The sequence below is a fragment of the Streptosporangium sandarakinum genome (genome assembly GCF_050942225.1).
Taxonomy (GTDB): domain Bacteria; phylum Actinomycetota; class Actinomycetes; order Streptosporangiales; family Streptosporangiaceae; genus Streptosporangium; species Streptosporangium nondiastaticum.
On record NZ_CP192034.1, the window covers coordinates 7,246,183 to 7,262,723 of the forward strand.

The following is a 16,541-nucleotide window of genomic DNA, read 5'->3' on the forward strand; positions in this document are numbered from 1 at the left end:
GGACGCGGCACGGCCCGCCCCGCGGACCGCCTGATCGCCCGCCCGTCCCATACGGCCGTTCACCCCGTCACCTCGTCACGCCCGTCCACCACGTCTCGTCCCGCCCGGGGGATCACTTGGCCAGCTCCTCCTCGCTCGATCGGACCGCCTGTGCCGTTCCGAGTCCCGCGACCACGACCCCGGCCAGCGCGAGGTACGCCCGGCGGCCGGCCGTCCGCAGGTGGGACGGCTCGACCCGCTCGGACCTGCCCGGGGCCAGCTCGTCCTCCCACGGCACCCGCACGATCGCCCGGCACCTGCCGCGCGCGACCGCCTCGGCCTGCTCGACGTCGCCCATGCTGCGGCGGCTGACGCCGTTGACCACCAGGACCGCGCGGCGCCGCAGCTCGGCGCAGCCGTGCCCGTCGAGCCACTCGTAGGTCATGGCCACCGCGTCCGGGCCGTCCTCGCTGGCCGGGACGACCAGGACGAGCTGGTCGGCGTAGGGCAGCACCCGGGCGGCCAGCGCCGCCGCGGGGTCGACGACCACGAGCTTGTAGTGCTGCTCCAGCGTGTCCATGGCCTGGCCGAGCCGCCGGTCGGAGAAGAGCGTGCGGTCCGCCAGGCGCTGCTCGGCGCCGGCGTCGCTGTCACCCGCCAGCACCTCCAGGCCGGAGGCGCAGCGGCTGGTGTAGGCGCGCATGCCGAGGTAGCCGTGGACGGTGTCGAGGCCGGCCAGCAGCGAGCTCAGCGTCTCGGGCGACTCGCCCGGGATCCGGCTGGAGAGGTTGTGGCGGCCCGTTCCGGCGTCGACCGCGAGCACCCGGTCCTCGCGGTATCGGGCGAGGGTGTGCCCCAGCATGAGCGCGGTCGTGGTCTGCCCCGCGCCGCCGGTGCAGCCCAGCACGATCACCCGGCGGCTGCCGGGGAACGGCGCGGTGGCCCGCGCCTCGTCGATCTCGGATCCGTCCGTACGGCCTCCGCCGCCGGGCCCGACGACCACCTGGGCCAGCCGCCGCCACCCGCCGGAGGAGTCGCGGCCGACGACCGACTCCACCCGGCGGATCCGGGCCGCGCCGGGGGCGGGCTCGTCGCCGCGGGTGGTGCGGGGCACCGGCACCGCGGGCGCCACCGGATCGGCCCCGGGGCCGGACGCCGAGGGGACCGCGCGGATCGGGACTCCGCCGGACCGCGCCGGGGGGTGTTCCGCAGGCCGCGCCGGGGGGTGCTCCACGGGATGCGCCGGAGGGTGTGCCGGGGGGTGTTCCGCGGGATGCCCGGAGGAGTGTTCCACGGGTCGCTCCGGGGATCGCGCCCGCCGCCGCTCGGCGAACCGCTCCAGCGACGCGGGCCCCTGCTCCTCCACCGGGGCGGCGCGCCCGGCCTCCGCGGAGGCGGCGAGCCTGCGCAGCCGCCGCAGCGCCTCGGTGCCGATCGGCGGTGTCGCCGCGGACGGCGCACCGGAGGCGGCGGGCCGCGTCCCGGAGGCGGGCTCCGTCTTCGAGGGGACCGTCCGCTTCCCGGAAGCCGTCTCGGCGGCCGTGCGCGCCTCGGAGGCCGTCTCGGAAGCCGTACGGACCTCGGCCGCACGGACCTCGGAGGGCGTCGCGGAAGCCGCACGGACCTCGGAGGGCGTCTCGGAAGCCGTACGTGACCCGGTCGAGGCCGTCCGCGCCTCGGAGGCGGCGAGAGCCTCCCGAGCCGCCGGTACGGCGCGCGCCGGGTCCATCGCCGGACCCGCCGGGCCCGTCACCGGGCTCGCCGTCCCCGTCGGCGCGGCTCCGGCCGCGGCGGGCGGGCGCTCGGCCGGCGGCTCGGTGCGCGGGGTCTCGGCGGGTCCCCCGAGGGCCGGGGCGGTGCCCCTGCGCGCGGCCCGGATCGTGCCCCACGCGGCGCGGCCCCGGGCCGTCCGCTCCTGAGCGGCCGTCTCCGCGGCGTGTCCGCGGGCGGTCGCGTCCTGGGTGGACTCCAGGGCCGCCGCGGCGGCGGCCGCCACCGCGGGACGGACCTCGCGGGGGGAGGCGGCACGCCCGGCCTGGGTGTGCCGGGCCTTGCGCGCGGACTTGACGCGGACGTCGGCGGCCCGCCGGGGGGCGGCCCGCCAGACCTTCCCGGTCAGGGTGATCTCGGTGGGCTCGGCGACCGGCGCCATCCGGCACCAGGTGCGCGGCTCCCCGATGTAGCGGGCCTGCGACTGCAGCAGCTCGGTGAGCCGCTTGCTCTCGATCACCGGGCGGGTGGAAAGCCAGGTCACCACCCCGGGCGGCACGATGTAGACCACGTGCCAGGGGGCGTCGAAGGGCAGGCCGAGAAGCGCGAGCAGCAGCGACCAGGGGACCGCCACACCCACGAACACACCGATCCAGACAATGGGAAGCGGCATCGGCAGCCGTAGGTCGTACAGCTTGTAGAGCCGCTTCTCGATCCGCCAGATATTGGTATACGTGGGCAGATCCACGCGCTCCTCCTTTCCGCCTCTCGTTCTCTGACCGCTCCGCGCGGTCTCAACCCCCCGTGATGCCCAGTGCGCCCGCGATCGCCTTGGCCGTCACCTCGATGATGTTCGGCACGTAGAAGATCACTCCGATGGCGATGGCGAGGATGATGAACTGCACGAACCTGGTGATCTCCCTGGTGAAGAGGAAGAAGAGGGCGACGACGGAGACGACGACGAGGAAGAGCGGGGCGAAGAACTTGCGCAGGAAGTCGGCCAGGCCCTGGGTGTTGACGCCGGTCGGAGGAGCGGTCGGCTGAGCGAGGTCGATCGCGCTCAGCAGAATGGTGTTCAGGGTCACTTCTCGTCCTCCGTGCTTATGATCGCGCTCGCCGGGCGGCCACGAGGTCGTGACACGCGCGCCGGAACCCACCTGCCGCCGGCTCTCCGATCAGGGGGGGTCTGTTCACTGTGCTCCGGCACCGTCCGATCATGGGTTCCCCACAGACCGTTTCGCGCCTCGGATGTCCTTGACGAACCACTTGTCGCCCTGTTTGACCATGGTGAGCCGGTAGGACTGCTCCAGCTTGCCGTTCATCGCCCCGGGGTCGGACGAGGCGGAGTCGGTGGAGGCGCCGGAGCCCGAGGGCACGCCCCACACGACCGTGGCCGTCACCTCGCGGGTGGCGCCGCCGACGAGCGGGACGTCGAGGTCCTTGAGCTCCACGAAGGTGAAGGCGCCGCCGAACCCGTCCAGGGTGACCCCGGCGGCGGCGTACCGCTGCAGGGAGACGGTGTCGCCCGCGGCGTACGCCTTGAAGAAGTCGGCCAGCGGGGTGCGCAACTCCTGCTCGGCGGCCTCGTCGTCCTCCGGCGCGGCGACCGCGGGCAGGTTGGCCGGGGACGGGGCGGGGAGGATGCCGGGGCGGCCGGAGACGACGAACCTGCCCTTCCCGGCGTCGTAGTACACCGGCACCGACAGGAGCTGGCGGCGGTCGCCCGCCTGGAACGCCATGGTGACGACGGCGTTCTGGTCGTCGACGATCTCGGTGTCGTACGGCTGGACCGCTCCGGCGGCCATTCGTCCCAGCCCGTCCCAGCCGAGCTGCGGCTCGGCGGCGTCGGGAAGATAGGGGGCCAGCCTGGCGGCCCTCTCCGACGCCCGTACGGCGTCGAAATTCAGATAGACCGCCGCGAACTGGCTGGCGAAAGAGGTGGCGCGGCCGACCGGGAATCCGGAGCCGGTCGAGACGGCGGACGGGCCGCCCGCGACGGTCTGCCCGGTGGCACGCTCGAAAATGGCGCGCACGCCGTTCACCACGATGACGACTATCAGCGCCCACAGGACGACCCGGCCGATCCAGACCAGCCACCGGCCGCCTCCGCCGGACCAGCGGCCCCGCGAGGCGCCGCGCCCGCGCGCCGGGGGCGGGTCGAACTCCGGATCGTCGAGGGACCCCGGGTACGCCGACAGCCCGGGGTCGCCGGTGATCCGAGGATCACGCTGGAGCGCTGCCCTTCGAGCCATCATTCCTCCGCTCGCGCCGATCCCCCGGCCGGCACGGTTTCGTATTACCCGTGACCCCGTTAACCATGGTCAAGGACTTACTCTAACCGCCTCGCCGATTGTTCCAGGAAAGCCACGCCTATGCTGCAGGCATCGTCCTTACCGAGCAAACCGGGTCTGGGATGTGGACGGCGTGGTGACCTGCGCCGTTCGCGGGGAGAAAACATATTTCTCCAGGTCGGCGCATGCCCCGATTACCGAAACGCCACGCATTGCTCACCAAACAGCACCGAGACTGTCTCGACCTGCGCATTTATCCCGGAAAGCATTACTCAGCGTCACCGAATGACGAAACGGGCCTGATCAGCCGATCAGGCCCGTCCGGGGGATCGCGGCGCGGCAGGACGCCCGCGAAGGCGGGTCGCGTGCCCGCGGGAACAGGCCGCGCGCGGGAGCCGAACCCGCACGGGGGCCGGTCGCACGCCCCCGGGCGTCCTCTCCACGGAAGCGCGGGCCGTACGGGGGTCAGTCGCCGGGCGGGAGCATGGCCCGGCGTCCCGGGGCGGCGGGGGACTGGACGGTCATGCCGCCGTCGACGACGATGAGCTGCCCGGTGAGGTAGCGCGACTCGTCGGAGGCGAGGAAGACCATGGTGTGGCCGATGTCCTCCGGGCTGCCGAGGTAGGGCAGGGCGTTCGTGCGCTTGAGGTCGTCGACGACGTCCCGGGGCAGGTTGTCCAGCAGGGCGGGGGTGACCACCGCGCCCGGCGCCACGGCGTTGCAGCGCACGCGGTGCGGGCCGTACTGCACGGCGATCGACTTCGTGAGGTTGATGACGGCGGCCTTCACCGCGCCGTAGGAGATCTGCACGACGTCCCCGACCAGGCCGGCCACCGAGGCGGTGTTGATGATCGACCCGCCGCCGGCCCGGATCATGTGGGGGATCGCGTGCCGGGAGCCCAGGAGCGTGCTGCGCACGTTGAGGGCGACGGCGCGGTCGAACTCGGCCATGTCCAGCCGCAGCAGGTCCAGGTCCGCGCGCGGGTCCGTGCCGCCGACGTGGTTGCAGAGCACGTCCAGGCGGCCGAACTCGCCGACGGTGGCGCCCACCATGCCGGCCACGGAGTCCTCGTCCATGACGTCGACCGTCAGCGGGAGCGCGCGGCCGCCGGCGGCCTCGACCAGCCGGGCCGTCTCCCGCGCGGCGTCCCCGTCGCGGTCGGCCACGGCGACCAGGGCGCCCTGCGCGCTCATCAGCAGCGCGGCGGCGCGGCCGATGCCGCTGCCGGCTCCGGTGATCAGCGCGACCTTCTCCTTCAGGCGGTCCATCGAACGGTCCCCCGCTCCCCCATCAGTTTGTCAACAGTGATGACATCGTATGTCATCTATGATGACCAATCTCTCGACGGGAGCGGAAAGGGGACCGTCCGTGGCGGTGCGACCACAGGGCCCGGCACGCCGCCGGTCGGCGACGGCGACCCGGCAGGCGATCTCCGAGGCGGCGCGCGAGCTCTTCGCGGACGGCGGCTTCGACGCGGTGGGCATCCGGGCCATCGCCGCCCGCGCCGGCGTGGACGCGGCTCTGGTCATCCGCTACTTCGGCTCCAAGGAGCGGCTCTTCCTGGAGGTCATGACCGTCGACCTGCCGGTGGCCGCGGTCATGGACGGGCCGTTGGAGAGCCTCGGACGGGCCCTCGTCGAGCACGTGCTCGATCTCTCCTCCTCCCACGCGGGAACCCTGGCGGTGACCTCGCTGTCCGCGCTCTTCCGCGCCTCGGAGCGGGCGCCGGTCCAGCAGACCCTGCGCGAGACCATCGAGAGGGCCTTCGCCGTCCCGCTGGTCGGCCGGCTCCGCGGCGGCGACGCCGAACTGCGGGCCCATCTGATCGCGGCCCAGATCGGGGGCCTGCTCACCTCCCTGCACGTGGTGCGGGACCCGGTGCTCGGCCGCGCCGACCGGGCGAGCCTGGCCGCCCGGTACGGAGCCGCCATCCAGCGCCTCATCGACGGAGAGGACTGAGCCGCCGGCCGTACGGACGGCCGCGCCCCGGCGGTACGGACGTCCCCGTCTCGCCCTCCACGGCCTTCGGCTCACCGCGGCCGACGAGCCGGCCGTCAGGAACCGGCGCTCTCGGCGGCGTCGCGCTCCCTGGTCACCGCCCTGCGGGACAGCACGATGGACAGTGCCGTCACGGCGCCCCATACCGGGCCCATGAGGACGTGCAGGATCCCCAGCCAGGCGACCTCTCCCCATTGGTACAGCAGTACCTGCGCGGCCAGGCTCACCAGGCTCACCAGCGCGATCAGCACCGTGGTCACCGCGTAGAAGCGGCGCAGTCCGCGATGCGAACGCCACCGCGGCGGACCGCCCACGATCCGGTTCGCCACCAGGCCGGCCAGCGGCCGGTCGGCCACGAGCGACAACAGGCACGCCGCCGCGGCAAGGGCCGGGACCAGCATCGGGGGCAGGAAGAAGCCACGCGCCTGTCCCGTCCCGGCGGCGACCGCCGCGCAGGCCGCCGCCAGCAGGGCACCGACGACCGCGTGCCGGACCTGCCGCCGGGTCCACAGCCGCCAGGCGAGGATCAGCGCCGCGGTCACGGCCGTGGCGACGACCGCCGGACGCAGGCCGCCGATCTGGTTCGCGACGAGGAACACGAGGGTGGGTGCCGCCGCGGCCACGACACCGGCCGGGGACATCCCGTCCGGCGTCCTCATCGAAGACCTTCGTCCGCGCCGGCGGACCGGCGCCGGCCGGTGAGCTCCGGAGAGCCGGTGAGCTCCGAACAGGGGAGGAGACCGGCTTCGGAGACGCCGGCGAGCGTGCCGCCGTCGCCGGTGACGTGGAGCACCCGATCGAAGGGCGCGATGACGCCGACCGGGCCGAGCCCGTCGGACGACGCGATGTGAACGTGCATGTGGAAGAGCCTTCGTCGAACGGGGAGCCGGCGGTCACCGGCTCCGGCTCGACGCTACGAGCCGGCGGGCACGGCGTTCGTAGGGGTGAGCGCCACGTTTCAACGGGATGTCGCCATGCCGCGGCCCTGGCGGTGACGTGGGTCACGGGTCGCGGACGGGTGCCGGCCGAAGGTGCGGCGGTAGGTGTGGGGGCTGACACCTGTGGTGCGCTTGAAACGGTCGCGGAAGGCCGTGGGCGAGCCGAAGCCGACCTGGGCGGCGATGCGCTCGACGGAGTGGTGCGTGGTCTCCAGGAGGTGCTGGGCCTGCCGGACGCGGGCCCGGTGGAGCCACTGGAGCGGGGTGGTGCCGGTCTGCTCGCTGAAGCGGCGTATCAGGGTCCGGGTGCTGACCCGGGCGTGGGCGGCGATGTCGGCGAGGGTGAGCTCGCGGCCGAGGTTGTCCTGCAGCCAGGCGAGCAGGGGGTCGAGGGTGGAGCCCTGCGGGGTGGGCGGGTGGTCGCGGACGATGAACTGGGCCTGCCCGCCTTCGCGTTCGAGGGGCATGACGGACAGGCGGGCGGCGTCGGCGGCCACGGCCGAGCCGTAGTCGCGGCGGATCATGTGCAGGCACAGGTCCAGGCCCGCGGCGGCGCCGGCCGAGGTGAGGATCTGCCCGTTGTCGACGTACAGGACACCCGGATCGACGTCGACCTCCGGGTGGGCGGCGGCCAGGAGGTCGGCTGCGGCCCAGTGGGTGGTGGCCCGCAGACCGTCCAGCAGGCCGGTGGCGGCCAGGGGGAAGGTGCCCGAGCAGATAGAGGCGATGCGCGTGCCGTCCGCGGCGGCGGCTCGCAGCGCGTCGCGGACCTCCGTGGTGAGCGGGGTCTCCGGTGCGGCGGTGCCGGGCACGATGATCGTGTCCGCACCCCTGAGCCCGTCGAGGCCCCAGGGCGCGCGCAGGGTGAAGGCGCCGGCGTCGGTCTCCGGCCGCTCGGCGCACACGCGGACCTGGTAGCCGGGGCGCCCGTCCGGAAGCCGGGTACGGGTGAAGACCTCGATCGGGGTGGAGAGATCGAACGGGATCACCTGGTCGAGCGCGAGAACGGCGACGGTGTGCATGGCCGGAATCTATCGCCCCGCCGGGCGTCACGCCCGGTCCCGGCTCCCTGGGATCGCCGTCCCGGTGCAGCGTGGCGGCCTTCTCCCGATGTTGGCACTATCCCGTTGGAGGCTGTCATGAATGCCACTGGGAGAGGAAGGTGGCGGCCCGTTACGTTCGGGGCGTATCCGGCGGCCGGCCGGACGTCCCGCATCCGAAGGATCCCCATGCACGCCCAGATCGTCCTGTTCGACGGCTTCGATCCGCTCGATGTCGTCTCTCCCTACGAGGTGCTCCACGCCGGCGGCACCGCCTCCGCGGGCGCGGTGACCGTGGAACTGGTCTCCGCCGAAGGGCCGCGCGAGGTGGTCAGCGGTACCGGCGGGCTGGTGCTGCGCGCCACCGCCGCCCTCGATCCCGGACGCGCGGGTCTGGTCCTGGTCCCCGGCGCCTCGGGCCGCGTCGGAGGGCCAGGGGAGGCGCCCGGCCCGGACGCGGGCACCGGGGATCGGCAGCGGGACGAGTCCGTCCCCGTACGGCTGGGCCGCGCCCTGACCACCGAGCTGCCCGTGCTGCTGAAGGCGGCCATGGAGAACCCGGAGGTGACGGTCTGCACGGTGTGCGGCGGCTCGCTCCTGCTGGCCATGGCCGGTCTGCTGGGAGGACGCCATGCCACGACCCACCACCTGGGCATGGACGCGCTCGGCGCGACCGGCGCCCACGCGGTGCGCGCCCGCGTCGTCGACGACGGCGACCTCGTCAGCGGCGCCGGCGTCACCTCCGGGCTCGACCTGGGCCTGTACCTGCTGGAGCGCGAGATCGGCCCCCGGATCGCCCACGCCGTCGAGGAACTGTTCGCCCACGAACGCCGCGGCACCGTCTGGCGCGCCCGGGGACCCGTCCCCGCCGCCCTGTGACCGCCGAGACCACCCGCGCCCTCCAGGCAACCGAGCACTGAACATGACGAAACTCTTTCTCTCCCTGCACGTCCTGGTCGCCGTCGTGGCCGTCGGCCCGGTCACCGTCGCCGCCGGCATGTTCCCCCCGGCCCTTCGCCGCGCCCACCGTGTCTCCGGCGACGTCCCCGGTGACCGGGACGCGCTCGCCACCCTGCGGACGCTGCACCGCATCTGCCGGGTGTACGCGACCGTCGGCATCGGCGTGCCCGTCTTCGGGTTCGCCACGGCGAGCAGCCTCGGCGTCCTGGGCGACGGATGGCTGATCGCCTCGATCTCGCTGACCGCCGCGGCCGCCGCCGTCCTGGCCCTGCTGATCCTGCCCGCCCAGAGCCGTGAGCTCGCGGCCCTGGGGGACGCGACCGCCGGTCCCGACCTCCGTGTGCCCGGCCGCCTGTCCATGCTCACCGGTGTCTTCAACCTGCTGTGGGCCACGGTCACCGTACTGATGATCATCCGCCCCGGCTCCACCACCGGGGTGTGACCGTGGACGTTCGCCACCTGCGCGTCGCCGCGCACCTCGAACTCGCCTCGCTGATCATCATGCTGAGCAACATCGCCACCGTGCACCTGAAGCCCGTCTCCTCCCTGATGGGCCCGGCCCACGGCTGCGCCTACCTCTTCGTCGTCGTGGCGGCCTGGCGTGTCGGACAGGCCACGACCGCCGTCAGGGCGGCCTCCCTCCTCCCCGGCGTCGGCGGCCTCCTCGCGCTGCGCCTGCTCGACCGCGCCCGGACCACCGGGCTGCACGGCCGGGACGGCGAGGAAACGGTCCCGTCCTGAACGCCTCCCCCATTCCGGAAAGCCGCCGGCCGCGTCCTGCCGCGGCGGGCGGCTGCGGCGGCGCGGGCGCGACGAGCACGGCGTTGCCGTGCTCGGAGACGATCTCGACGGCCTCGTGACCCTCGTTGACCTGCTTGATCAATGGAAAGAGAGCCTTGCGGGCTTCGCACGCGGTTACGGCCATGACCCGACCCTTTCCGACAGTGGTACCGAATACTCATGAGCAGGGCGAATGCCCGAAGGGCCAGAAATCCCAGTACCCCCGGCGCCGGAAACGGCGAAGGGGCCGGCCCCCGGAGAGGCCGACCCCTTACCGCCTGCGAACTCGGCGAAGCGCCCGGTCCGCGGCATCGAACCGATCACACGTTGAAGCGGAACTCCACCACGTCGCCGTCGCGCATCACGTAGTCCTTGCCCTCGATGCGGGCCTTGCCCGCCTGGCGGGCGGCGGCGATGGAGCCCGTCTCGACCAGGTCGTCGAAGGAGACGATCTCGGCCTTGATGAAGCCCCGCTGGAAGTCGGTGTGGATGACCCCGGCCGCCTCGGGGGCGGTGGCGCCCTTGCGGATCGTCCAGGCCCGGGTCTCCTTGGGGCCGGCGGTCAGGTAGGTCTGCAGGCCGAGGGTCTCGAACCCGACCCTGGCGAGCTGTGACAGGCCCGACTCCTCCTGACCGACCGACTGCAGGAGCTCCAGCGCCTCGTCGTCGGGGAGCTCGACGAGCTCGGACTCGATCTTGGCGTCCAGGAACACGGCCTCGGCCGGCGCGACGAGCGCCGACAGGCGGGCCCGCAGCTCGGCGTCGGTCAGCTCGTCGGCGTCCAGGTTGAAGACGTACAGGAACGGCTTGGCCGTCAGCAGGTGCAGGTCGCGCAGGTCGGCCTGGTCGATGCCGGCGCCCTTGGCCCCGGCGTACAGGGTGGTGCCGCCGTCGAGGAGCTTGGCCGCCGCCTCGGCCGCCTCCAGCGCGGCCCGGCGGTCCTTGTTGGTCCGGGCCTCCTTCTGGAGGCGCGGGATCGCCTTCTCCAGGGTCTGCAGGTCGGCGAGGATCAGCTCGGTGTTGATCGTCTCGATGTCGCGCTCGGGCGAGACGGCGCCGTCCACGTGGGTCACGTCGGGGTCGCCGAAGACCCGGATGACCTGGCAGATGGCGTCGGTCTCACGGATGTTGGCGAGGAACTGGTTGCCGCGCCCCTGCCCCTCGGAGGCGCCCCGGACCAGGCCGGCGATGTCGACGAACTCCACCTTCGCCGGGAGGATCTTCGCGGAGCCGAAGATCTCGGCCAGCTTCTCCAGGCGCGGGTCGGGAACGCCGACGATACCCACGTTGGGCTCGATGGTGGCGAACGGGTAGTTCGCCGCCAGGGCGTTGGCGGTCTTGGTCAGCGCGTTGAAAAGCGTCGACTTGCCCACGTTGGGAAGTCCGACGATGCCGATGCTCAGGCTCACGTCAGCCGAGTTTACGGGGAATCACGCACTGCTATCCGCCGCAGACAGGTCACAGGGCGGTAGACGGCCTGCCCGCTCGTCTGCAGATAACGGTCGGATCCGGGCGGGCAGAGGGCGGCGGCGGTGGTCCTGGCCGTCACCTTGGCCCACGCCCGGGCCGAGCCGCAGGAGATCCTGCCGAGCGCGCCCCGGGTCTCTGCCCGGTCGCGCGGCTCCGCCACGCAGTCGCCCACCGCGGGGATCCTGCCCTCCCGGCCCAGGCAGACGATCGTGCGGGGGCCGGCGGCCAGGGAGTCGAGCGTGGCCGCGGGGCACTGCCCGGCCCGGTCCACCACGGCCAGCGCCCTGCCGTACCAGCCTCCCGCGGAGCACGGGCGCTCCCCGCCGCGCGCGGTCACGCAGTCGCCGGCGCGCAGCACCCCGCCTCCCGCGCCGGCGTCGCCCGGGTGCGGGGCGGCCAGGTTGCGGACGCACGCCGTACGGCTGTACGGGGCCGGTGATGCCGGCGACGCGGAGGAACCGGGTGTCGGGGAGACCGTGGAGGCCGGCGACGCGGAGGAACCGGTGACCGGGGACGGCGGGGCGGGGGTGGTCCCGGCGGGGACCTCCATGAGCCCGACGATCTCGTCGGTGTCGGCCGGGCAGTCCTCGGGCCGGTCGCCGACCACGGACAGCACCCGCCCGTCGGCCGACCCGCACGGCACCAGGCCGAACCGGACGCCGTCCCGGCTCACGCAGGCCCCCCTCTCCCAGAGCAGCGAGAGGGCACCCGGGGCGGGACGCGGGCTGGTGCGCCCGGAGACGTACACGCTCGCGGCGACGACCGCCACCAGCACGACGAGGATCGCTCCGACGAGGGCCAGCGCCGTCTTCGGCTGCGAGCCTTTCACCCCCACCGAGCCACCACCCTTCGCACGGGAACGGATACCAAGAGTGACGATACGTGCTCTCGCAGGTGAAATGCGTGACCGGCCGGAAAGGCGTGTCGGAAGGCCGGGAACCGCCGGGCCTGCGATCATTCCGGGGTGGATGTCACGGCACTCGTCTTCCAGCTCGCCATGGGTCTCGCCGCGGGGCTCGCGATCGGGTTCCTGCTCGGCAGGGCGCGCGCCGCCTCCGGGGCGGCGGAGGCGAGTGCCCGCGTGGCCGAGGCCGAGGCGCGCGCCAAGGCCGCCGAGGACAAGGCCGCCTACGTCGAGGAGCAGCTCGCCGAACGGTTCCAGGCCCTGTCGGCCCGCGCCCTCGACGCCAGCAACCTGCGGTTCTTGGAGATGGCCGAGTCCCGGATGGCCGCGGGCCGCGCCGAGGCCGCCGGGGAGCTGGAACGGCGCAAGCAGGCCGTCGAGCACCTGGTCGAGCCGCTGAAGGACACCCTGGCCCGGGTCGAGGCGCAGTTGCGCGACGCCGAGTCGGGCCGCCGCGCCGCGCACGCCGAGCTGGCCAGGCACATCGACATCGTCCGCAAGAGCAACGACCGGCTCCGCCTCCAGACCGACACGCTGGTCCGCGCCCTGCAGCGGCCGGAGGCCCGGGGCCGTTGGGGTGAGCTGCAGCTTCGCCGGGTCGCCGAGATCGCGGGCATGCAGCGGTTCTGCGACTTCGACGAGCAGGCGAGCGTCACCACCGCCGACGGCGCGCTCCGCCCCGACATGGTCGTACGACTGGCCGGCGGCAAGAACATCGTGGTCGACTCCAAGGTCTCCCTGGCCGCCTATCTGGAGGCCGCCGAGTCCGGCGAGCCCGGCCACCGCGCCACCCGGCTCGACGCCCACGCCCGGCACGTGCGCGAGCACGTGGACCGGCTCGCCGCCAAGAGCTACTGGCAGGCGTTCAGCCCGGCGCCGGAGTTCGTGGTGCTGTTCATCCCGGGCGAGGCGTTCCTGGCCCCGGCGCTGGAGCGCGACCCGGGACTGCTGGAGCACGCCATGCGGCGGCGGGTCCACATCGCCACCCCCACCACGCTGATCACCATGCTCCGCACCGCGCAGTACGCCTGGCAGCAGGCCGCGCTCAGCGAGAACGCGCGGGCGGTCTTCGAGCTCGGCAAGGAGCTGTACGAGCGGCTGGGCAGCATGGGGCGGAACGTGGAGACGCTGGGCCGGTCCCTGAGCCGGGCCGTGGAGTCCTACAACCGGGCCGTCGGCTCGCTGGAGACCCGGGTGCTGGTGAGCGCGCGCAAACTGAACGACCTGGGACTGGTGGAGGGCGACCTCGACACGCCCCGGCCGGTCGAGGACCTCGCCCGCGCCCTCACCGCCCCGGAACTGCTGGGAGAACCGGAACCGCCGGGAGAAGAGAAGCCAAGCTCGCCTCTTGTGTCCCGGTTGAACGGTAAGTTGGCGAACGATCTGTCCTAACCGTTCCCCGTGGACCGCGAGACCCGGCGCCGCGGCACGGGACCGGTGACGAGGGACGGGGTCCGAGGGAGCGAGTGGTGAACGGTCTAGGCGACGGACGGCCGCTTGGCGGGGTGATCGCGTGAGTGAGCGGGGGCGGGGTGGCGGCGTCCGGCTGACCGCCCGGGGCGCCGTGGTCTCCGTGCTGGCGTTCACGCTGCTGGGCTGCGTCCTGCAGGCGCTGTTCGGGTCGCCCGCCCTGACCGGGGTGGCGTTCGTCGCCGGGTGCGCCGTGGCGGTGGCCCTGGTGAACCGGCGTGACCTGCTCACCCTGGTGGTCTCGCCGCCGCTGGTCTTCTTCGTGGCGACGCTGCTCGCCGAGGCCCTCAGGTCCCTGGGGGCGGCCTCGCCGCTCCAGACGCTCGGCCTGGGGCTGTTCACCACGCTGTCGGCGGGCGCCCCCTGGCTGTTCGGCGGCTCGCTGCTGGTGCTGGTCGTCGCCTGGCGACGCGGCCTGGCCGGGTGCGTGCGGGAGTTGCGCGAGGAGTTGCGGGCAGGCGGCCCCGCCGTCCCGCGCCCGCGCCGGAGCGAGAGCGGCGCCTTCGCGCCCGAGCCGGAGGGCTACTTCGAGCCGAAGGTGTACGGCACGCCGCGCGAGGACGCCTGAGCGGCCTTTCCTCACGGCCGGACGTCCTTTCGCGCGACCGTCCTTCCGCACGCCCGGTCGGCCACGGGTCCTCCCCCGTACGGCGGGCCGGGCGGTTCTGCTCAGGAGCGGTCTCCGCTCTCCAGCGGGTCCTCCCCCGTACGGCGAGCCGGGCGGCCCCGCGCCCGCCGTACGGCGAACGCGGGGGAAAGCGGGGTCAGACGCCGGCGCGCAGGTCCTTGCGCAGCTCGTGCGGGAGCGCGAAGCGGACGCTCTCCTGCACCGACTCGACCTCCTCGACGTCGGCGAAGCCGCGCTCGGCGAGGTGGGCCAGGACCCCGTCGACAAGGTCTTCGGGCACCGAGGCGCCGCTCGTCACGCCCACCGTGGTGACGCCGTCGAGCCACTCGTCCCTGATGAACGAGGCGTCGTCGACCAGGTGGGAGGCGTCGGCCCCGTGGTCGAGGGCGACCTCCACCAGCCGCTTGGAGTTGGAGGAGTTCTGGGAGCCGACGACGATGACGAGCTGGGCCTCGGCCGCGATCTCCTTCACCGCGACCTGGCGGTTCTGGGTGGCGTAGCAGATGTCGTCGCTCGGCGGGTCGATCAGGTTGGGGAAGCGCTCCTTCAGCCGCGTGACCGTCTCGGTGGTCTCGTCGACCGACAGCGTGGTCTGCGACAGCCACACGAGCCGGTCGGGGTCCTTGACCTCGACGGTGTCGACGGCGCCGAGGCCGTCGACCAGCCGGATGTGGTCGGGCGCCTCACCGGCGGTGCCCTCGACCTCCTCGTGCCCCTCGTGGCCGATGAGCAGGATGTCGTAGTCCTGGGAGGCGAAGCGCCTGGCCTCGTTGTGCACCTTGGTCACCAGCGGGCAGGTGGCGTCGATGGTCCGCAGACCGCGCGCGGCGGCCTCCCGGTGAACCGCCGGGGAGACCCCGTGGGCGGAGAAGACGACGATGGCGCCCTCGGGCACCTCTTCGGTCTCCTCGACGAAGATCGCCCCACGCTTCTCCAGCGTCCGGACCACGTGGGTGTTGTGGACGATCTGCTTGCGCACGTAGACCGGCGCGCCGTACAGCTCCAGCGCCTTCTCCACGGCCTGGACCGCGCGATCGACGCCGGCGCAGTAACCGCGCGGCCTGGCCACCAGAACGCGTCGAGTCGCGGGGGTCTCGAAAGTCATGTTCTCATGCTACGTGGAGCCACCGCCGGGCCCGCCCACCCATCGACGAACTCAGCCGACACGGTCTTGCCAGACTATGTAGTCGGGAACAGACCTCCAGGGAGACGACATGACGGTCCCCAACATCATCCGAGATGTCACCAGAAACGTCCGCGAAGCACTCTCCAGCCGCGAGCAGTTCAAGGAGAAGGCCAAGGACCTGCCTCTTTACGTACTCCAGTCGGCGCTGAGCGGGGTCGGCCAGGCCCTGCTGCTCGGCGACCGCGTGCGGGGCACGATCAAGCGGCTGACGAACCAGGAGGAGCAGGAGGAGGCCGCGGAGCGGCGCGGGCCGGCCGGACAGACGGGACCGGCCGGGCAGGACACGGCACGGGAGGCCGAGGAGGAGCCGCGCGAGAAGCCGCGCCGCGCTCCGGTCATCTTCGCCCCGCGCCCGGAGAGCGCCGCGTCCCGGGACGAGGAGGCCGCCCCCGCCGGGGAGGCCGGGACGGGGTCCAACGGCGCCAAGGCCCGCCCCGAGCCGGTCATCTTCGCCCCGGCCAAGCCCAGGGCCGCCGAGCCCGAGGTCACGGAGCCCGAGACCGCGAAGCAGGAGCCCGCGAAGCCCGAGGCCGCGAAGCCCGAGGCCGCGAAGCCCGAGGCCGCGGAAGCCAAGGTGGCCGAGCCCGAGACCGCGGAAGCCAAGGTGGCCGAGCCCGAGACCGCGAAGCAGGAGCCCGCCGGGGCCCGGGCCGCCGAGCCGAAGGCCGCCAAGCCCAAGGCCGCTGAGCCCAAGGCCACGAAGCCCAGGACCGCCAAGCCGAAGGCCGCCGGGACCGCCGCGCCGGAGGCCGGGGAGAAGCCCGCCGGGACCGCGGAGCCCAGGCTCGTCGAGTCCCCGGCCGCCGAGTCCACCGGGGCCGTTGGGGCCGTTGGGGCCGCCGTCGTCGCGCCGCCGGCCGCCGAGGTCGAGGTCACCGAGGTCCACGTCGCCACGCCCGGCGAGGCCGACACCCCCGTGGTCGAGGTCACCGGCACGAAGGCCGCCAGGCCCGAGGGCGTCGAGCCGCCCGCCGCGACCGTCGAGGTGCCCGAGGAGCCGATGCCCGGGTACGGCCAGCTGACGGTCGCCTCGCTGCGCGCCCGGATGCGCGGCAAGTCCGCCGAGCAGGTCCGGCTGCTGCTGGCCTACGAGCGGGCCACCGCGGCCCGGCCGGAGGTCGTGCGGATGTACGAGAACCGCCTGGCCAAGCTGGAGGCCGCCGAGTAGGCGCCGGCGACGCGTAGG

Annotated in this window: 17 protein-coding genes; 7 read left to right on the forward strand and 10 right to left on the reverse strand. The window is 73.5% G+C overall.

From position 1 onward, the window contains the following. Nucleotides 1-112: 112 nt before the first annotated feature. From ACQP10_RS33120 to ACQP10_RS33135, 4 genes are all read right to left on the reverse strand, one after another. Nucleotides 113-2,437 (reverse strand): TcpE family conjugal transfer membrane protein, encoded by a 2,325-nt coding sequence (locus tag ACQP10_RS33120; RefSeq protein ID WP_433540312.1) that lies wholly within the window; start codon nt 2,435-2,437, stop codon nt 113-115. A gap of 46 nt (nt 2,438-2,483) precedes the next feature. Beyond that, nucleotides 2,484-2,774, reverse strand: coding sequence for a hypothetical protein (locus ACQP10_RS33125; RefSeq protein WP_179825409.1), 291 nt, complete (start codon nt 2,772-2,774; stop codon nt 2,484-2,486). A 129-nt stretch (nt 2,775-2,903) separates the two neighbouring features. Then, a complete protein-coding gene (locus ACQP10_RS33130) occupies nt 2,904-3,941 on the reverse strand; it encodes a conjugal transfer protein (RefSeq protein ID WP_399501688.1) in 1,038 nt (345 codons plus the stop codon). 504 nt (nt 3,942-4,445) lie between these two features. Continuing rightward, on the reverse strand, nt 4,446-5,249 hold the full coding sequence (locus ACQP10_RS33135; RefSeq protein ID WP_346018997.1) for an SDR family NAD(P)-dependent oxidoreductase: 804 nt from the start codon (nt 5,247-5,249) through the stop codon (nt 4,446-4,448). A gap of 100 nt (nt 5,250-5,349) precedes the next feature. On the opposite strand from ACQP10_RS33135, the gene ACQP10_RS33140 reads away from it, so the two are divergent. Continuing rightward, nucleotides 5,350-5,940 (forward strand): TetR/AcrR family transcriptional regulator, encoded by a 591-nt coding sequence (locus ACQP10_RS33140; RefSeq protein WP_346018996.1) that lies wholly within the window; start codon nt 5,350-5,352, stop codon nt 5,938-5,940. 95 nt (nt 5,941-6,035) lie between these two features. On the opposite strand, the gene ACQP10_RS33145 is transcribed toward ACQP10_RS33140, so the two are convergent. The 3 genes from ACQP10_RS33145 to ACQP10_RS33155 form a co-directional block, all read right to left on the reverse strand. Further along, on the reverse strand, nt 6,036-6,638 hold the full coding sequence (locus ACQP10_RS33145) for a DUF3159 domain-containing protein (protein ID WP_346018995.1): 603 nt from the start codon (nt 6,636-6,638) through the stop codon (nt 6,036-6,038). Beyond that, entirely contained in the window at nt 6,635-6,838 is a 204-nt protein-coding gene (locus ACQP10_RS33150; protein ID WP_399501687.1) for a hypothetical protein, read from the reverse strand. The genes ACQP10_RS33145 and ACQP10_RS33150 overlap by 4 nt, the downstream gene beginning before the upstream one ends. 99 nt (nt 6,839-6,937) lie before the next feature. Next, nucleotides 6,938-7,939: a GlxA family transcriptional regulator gene (locus ACQP10_RS33155; protein ID WP_390003217.1), complete on the reverse strand. Its 1,002-nt coding sequence runs from the start codon at nt 7,937-7,939 to the stop codon at nt 6,938-6,940. A 207-nt stretch (nt 7,940-8,146) separates the two neighbouring features. On the opposite strand from ACQP10_RS33155, the gene ACQP10_RS33160 reads away from it, so the two are divergent. The 3 genes from ACQP10_RS33160 to ACQP10_RS33170 are packed head-to-tail and all read left to right on the forward strand — an operon-like array spanning nt 8,147 to nt 9,658. Further along, complete coding sequence (locus ACQP10_RS33160; RefSeq protein ID WP_399501686.1) at nt 8,147-8,836, forward strand: DJ-1/PfpI family protein; 690 nt, start codon at nt 8,147-8,149, stop codon at nt 8,834-8,836. A 43-nt stretch (nt 8,837-8,879) separates the two neighbouring features. Continuing rightward, a complete protein-coding gene (locus ACQP10_RS33165; RefSeq protein WP_346018991.1) occupies nt 8,880-9,359 on the forward strand; it encodes a hypothetical protein in 480 nt (159 codons plus the stop codon). A gap of 2 nt (nt 9,360-9,361) precedes the next feature. Continuing rightward, nucleotides 9,362-9,658 carry a hypothetical protein gene (locus tag ACQP10_RS33170; protein ID WP_433540313.1) on the forward strand — a complete coding sequence of 99 codons (297 nt, stop codon included), beginning with the start codon at nt 9,362-9,364 and terminating at the stop codon, nt 9,656-9,658. 359 nt (nt 9,659-10,017) lie between these two features. On the opposite strand, the gene ychF is transcribed toward ACQP10_RS33170, so the two are convergent. Together ychF and ACQP10_RS33180 are read right to left on the reverse strand one after the other, a co-directional pair. Then, on the reverse strand, nt 10,018-11,106 hold the full coding sequence (gene ychF / locus ACQP10_RS33175) for a redox-regulated ATPase YchF (RefSeq protein ID WP_179825421.1): 1,089 nt from the start codon (nt 11,104-11,106) through the stop codon (nt 10,018-10,020). 11 nt (nt 11,107-11,117) lie between these two features. After that, a complete protein-coding gene (locus tag ACQP10_RS33180; RefSeq protein ID WP_433540314.1) occupies nt 11,118-12,002 on the reverse strand; it encodes a hypothetical protein in 885 nt (294 codons plus the stop codon). 129 nt (nt 12,003-12,131) lie between these two features. On the opposite strand from ACQP10_RS33180, the gene ACQP10_RS33185 reads away from it, so the two are divergent. Together ACQP10_RS33185 and ACQP10_RS33190 are read left to right on the forward strand one after the other, a co-directional pair. After that, nucleotides 12,132-13,463, forward strand: a complete 1,332-nt coding sequence (locus tag ACQP10_RS33185; protein WP_433540315.1) for a DNA recombination protein RmuC — start codon at nt 12,132-12,134, stop codon at nt 13,461-13,463. A 121-nt stretch (nt 13,464-13,584) separates the two neighbouring features. After that, nucleotides 13,585-14,109, forward strand: coding sequence for a DUF6542 domain-containing protein (locus ACQP10_RS33190; RefSeq protein WP_346018987.1), 525 nt, complete (start codon nt 13,585-13,587; stop codon nt 14,107-14,109). 196 nt (nt 14,110-14,305) lie between these two features. Here the strand turns inward: ACQP10_RS33190 and ACQP10_RS33195 are convergent, their stop codons facing one another. Continuing rightward, nucleotides 14,306-15,274, reverse strand: a complete 969-nt coding sequence (locus ACQP10_RS33195; RefSeq protein ID WP_346018986.1) for a 4-hydroxy-3-methylbut-2-enyl diphosphate reductase — start codon at nt 15,272-15,274, stop codon at nt 14,306-14,308. Between the two features lie 109 nt (nt 15,275-15,383). Here ACQP10_RS33195 and ACQP10_RS33200 point away from each other — a divergent pair, with 109 nt between their 5' ends. Further along, complete coding sequence (locus ACQP10_RS33200; RefSeq protein WP_433540316.1) at nt 15,384-16,523, forward strand: hypothetical protein; 1,140 nt, start codon at nt 15,384-15,386, stop codon at nt 16,521-16,523. Nucleotides 16,524-16,541: the final 18 nt, after the last annotated feature.

Excerpts from the sequence above, each read along its gene's own strand:
- ACQP10_RS33150 (WP_399501687.1), bottom strand. The coding sequence starts at position 6,838 with ATGCACGTTCACATCGCGTCGTCCGACGGGCTCGGCCCGGTCGGCGTC.
- ACQP10_RS33155 (WP_390003217.1), bottom strand. The coding sequence starts at position 7,939 with ATGCACACCGTCGCCGTTCTCGCGCTCGACCAGGTGATCCCGTTCGAT.
- ACQP10_RS33160 (WP_399501686.1), top strand. The coding sequence starts at position 8,147 with ATGCACGCCCAGATCGTCCTGTTCGACGGCTTCGATCCGCTCGATGTC.
- ACQP10_RS33130 (WP_399501688.1), bottom strand. The coding sequence starts at position 3,941 with ATGGCTCGAAGGGCAGCGCTCCAGCGTGATCCTCGGATCACCGGCGAC.
- ACQP10_RS33165 (WP_346018991.1), top strand. The coding sequence starts at position 8,880 with ATGACGAAACTCTTTCTCTCCCTGCACGTCCTGGTCGCCGTCGTGGCC.
- ACQP10_RS33135 (WP_346018997.1), bottom strand. The coding sequence starts at position 5,249 with ATGGACCGCCTGAAGGAGAAGGTCGCGCTGATCACCGGAGCCGGCAGC.
- ACQP10_RS33200 (WP_433540316.1), top strand. The coding sequence starts at position 15,384 with ATGACGGTCCCCAACATCATCCGAGATGTCACCAGAAACGTCCGCGAA.
- ACQP10_RS33195 (WP_346018986.1), bottom strand. The coding sequence starts at position 15,274 with ATGACTTTCGAGACCCCCGCGACTCGACGCGTTCTGGTGGCCAGGCCG.
- ACQP10_RS33145 (WP_346018995.1), bottom strand. The coding sequence starts at position 6,638 with ATGAGGACGCCGGACGGGATGTCCCCGGCCGGTGTCGTGGCCGCGGCG.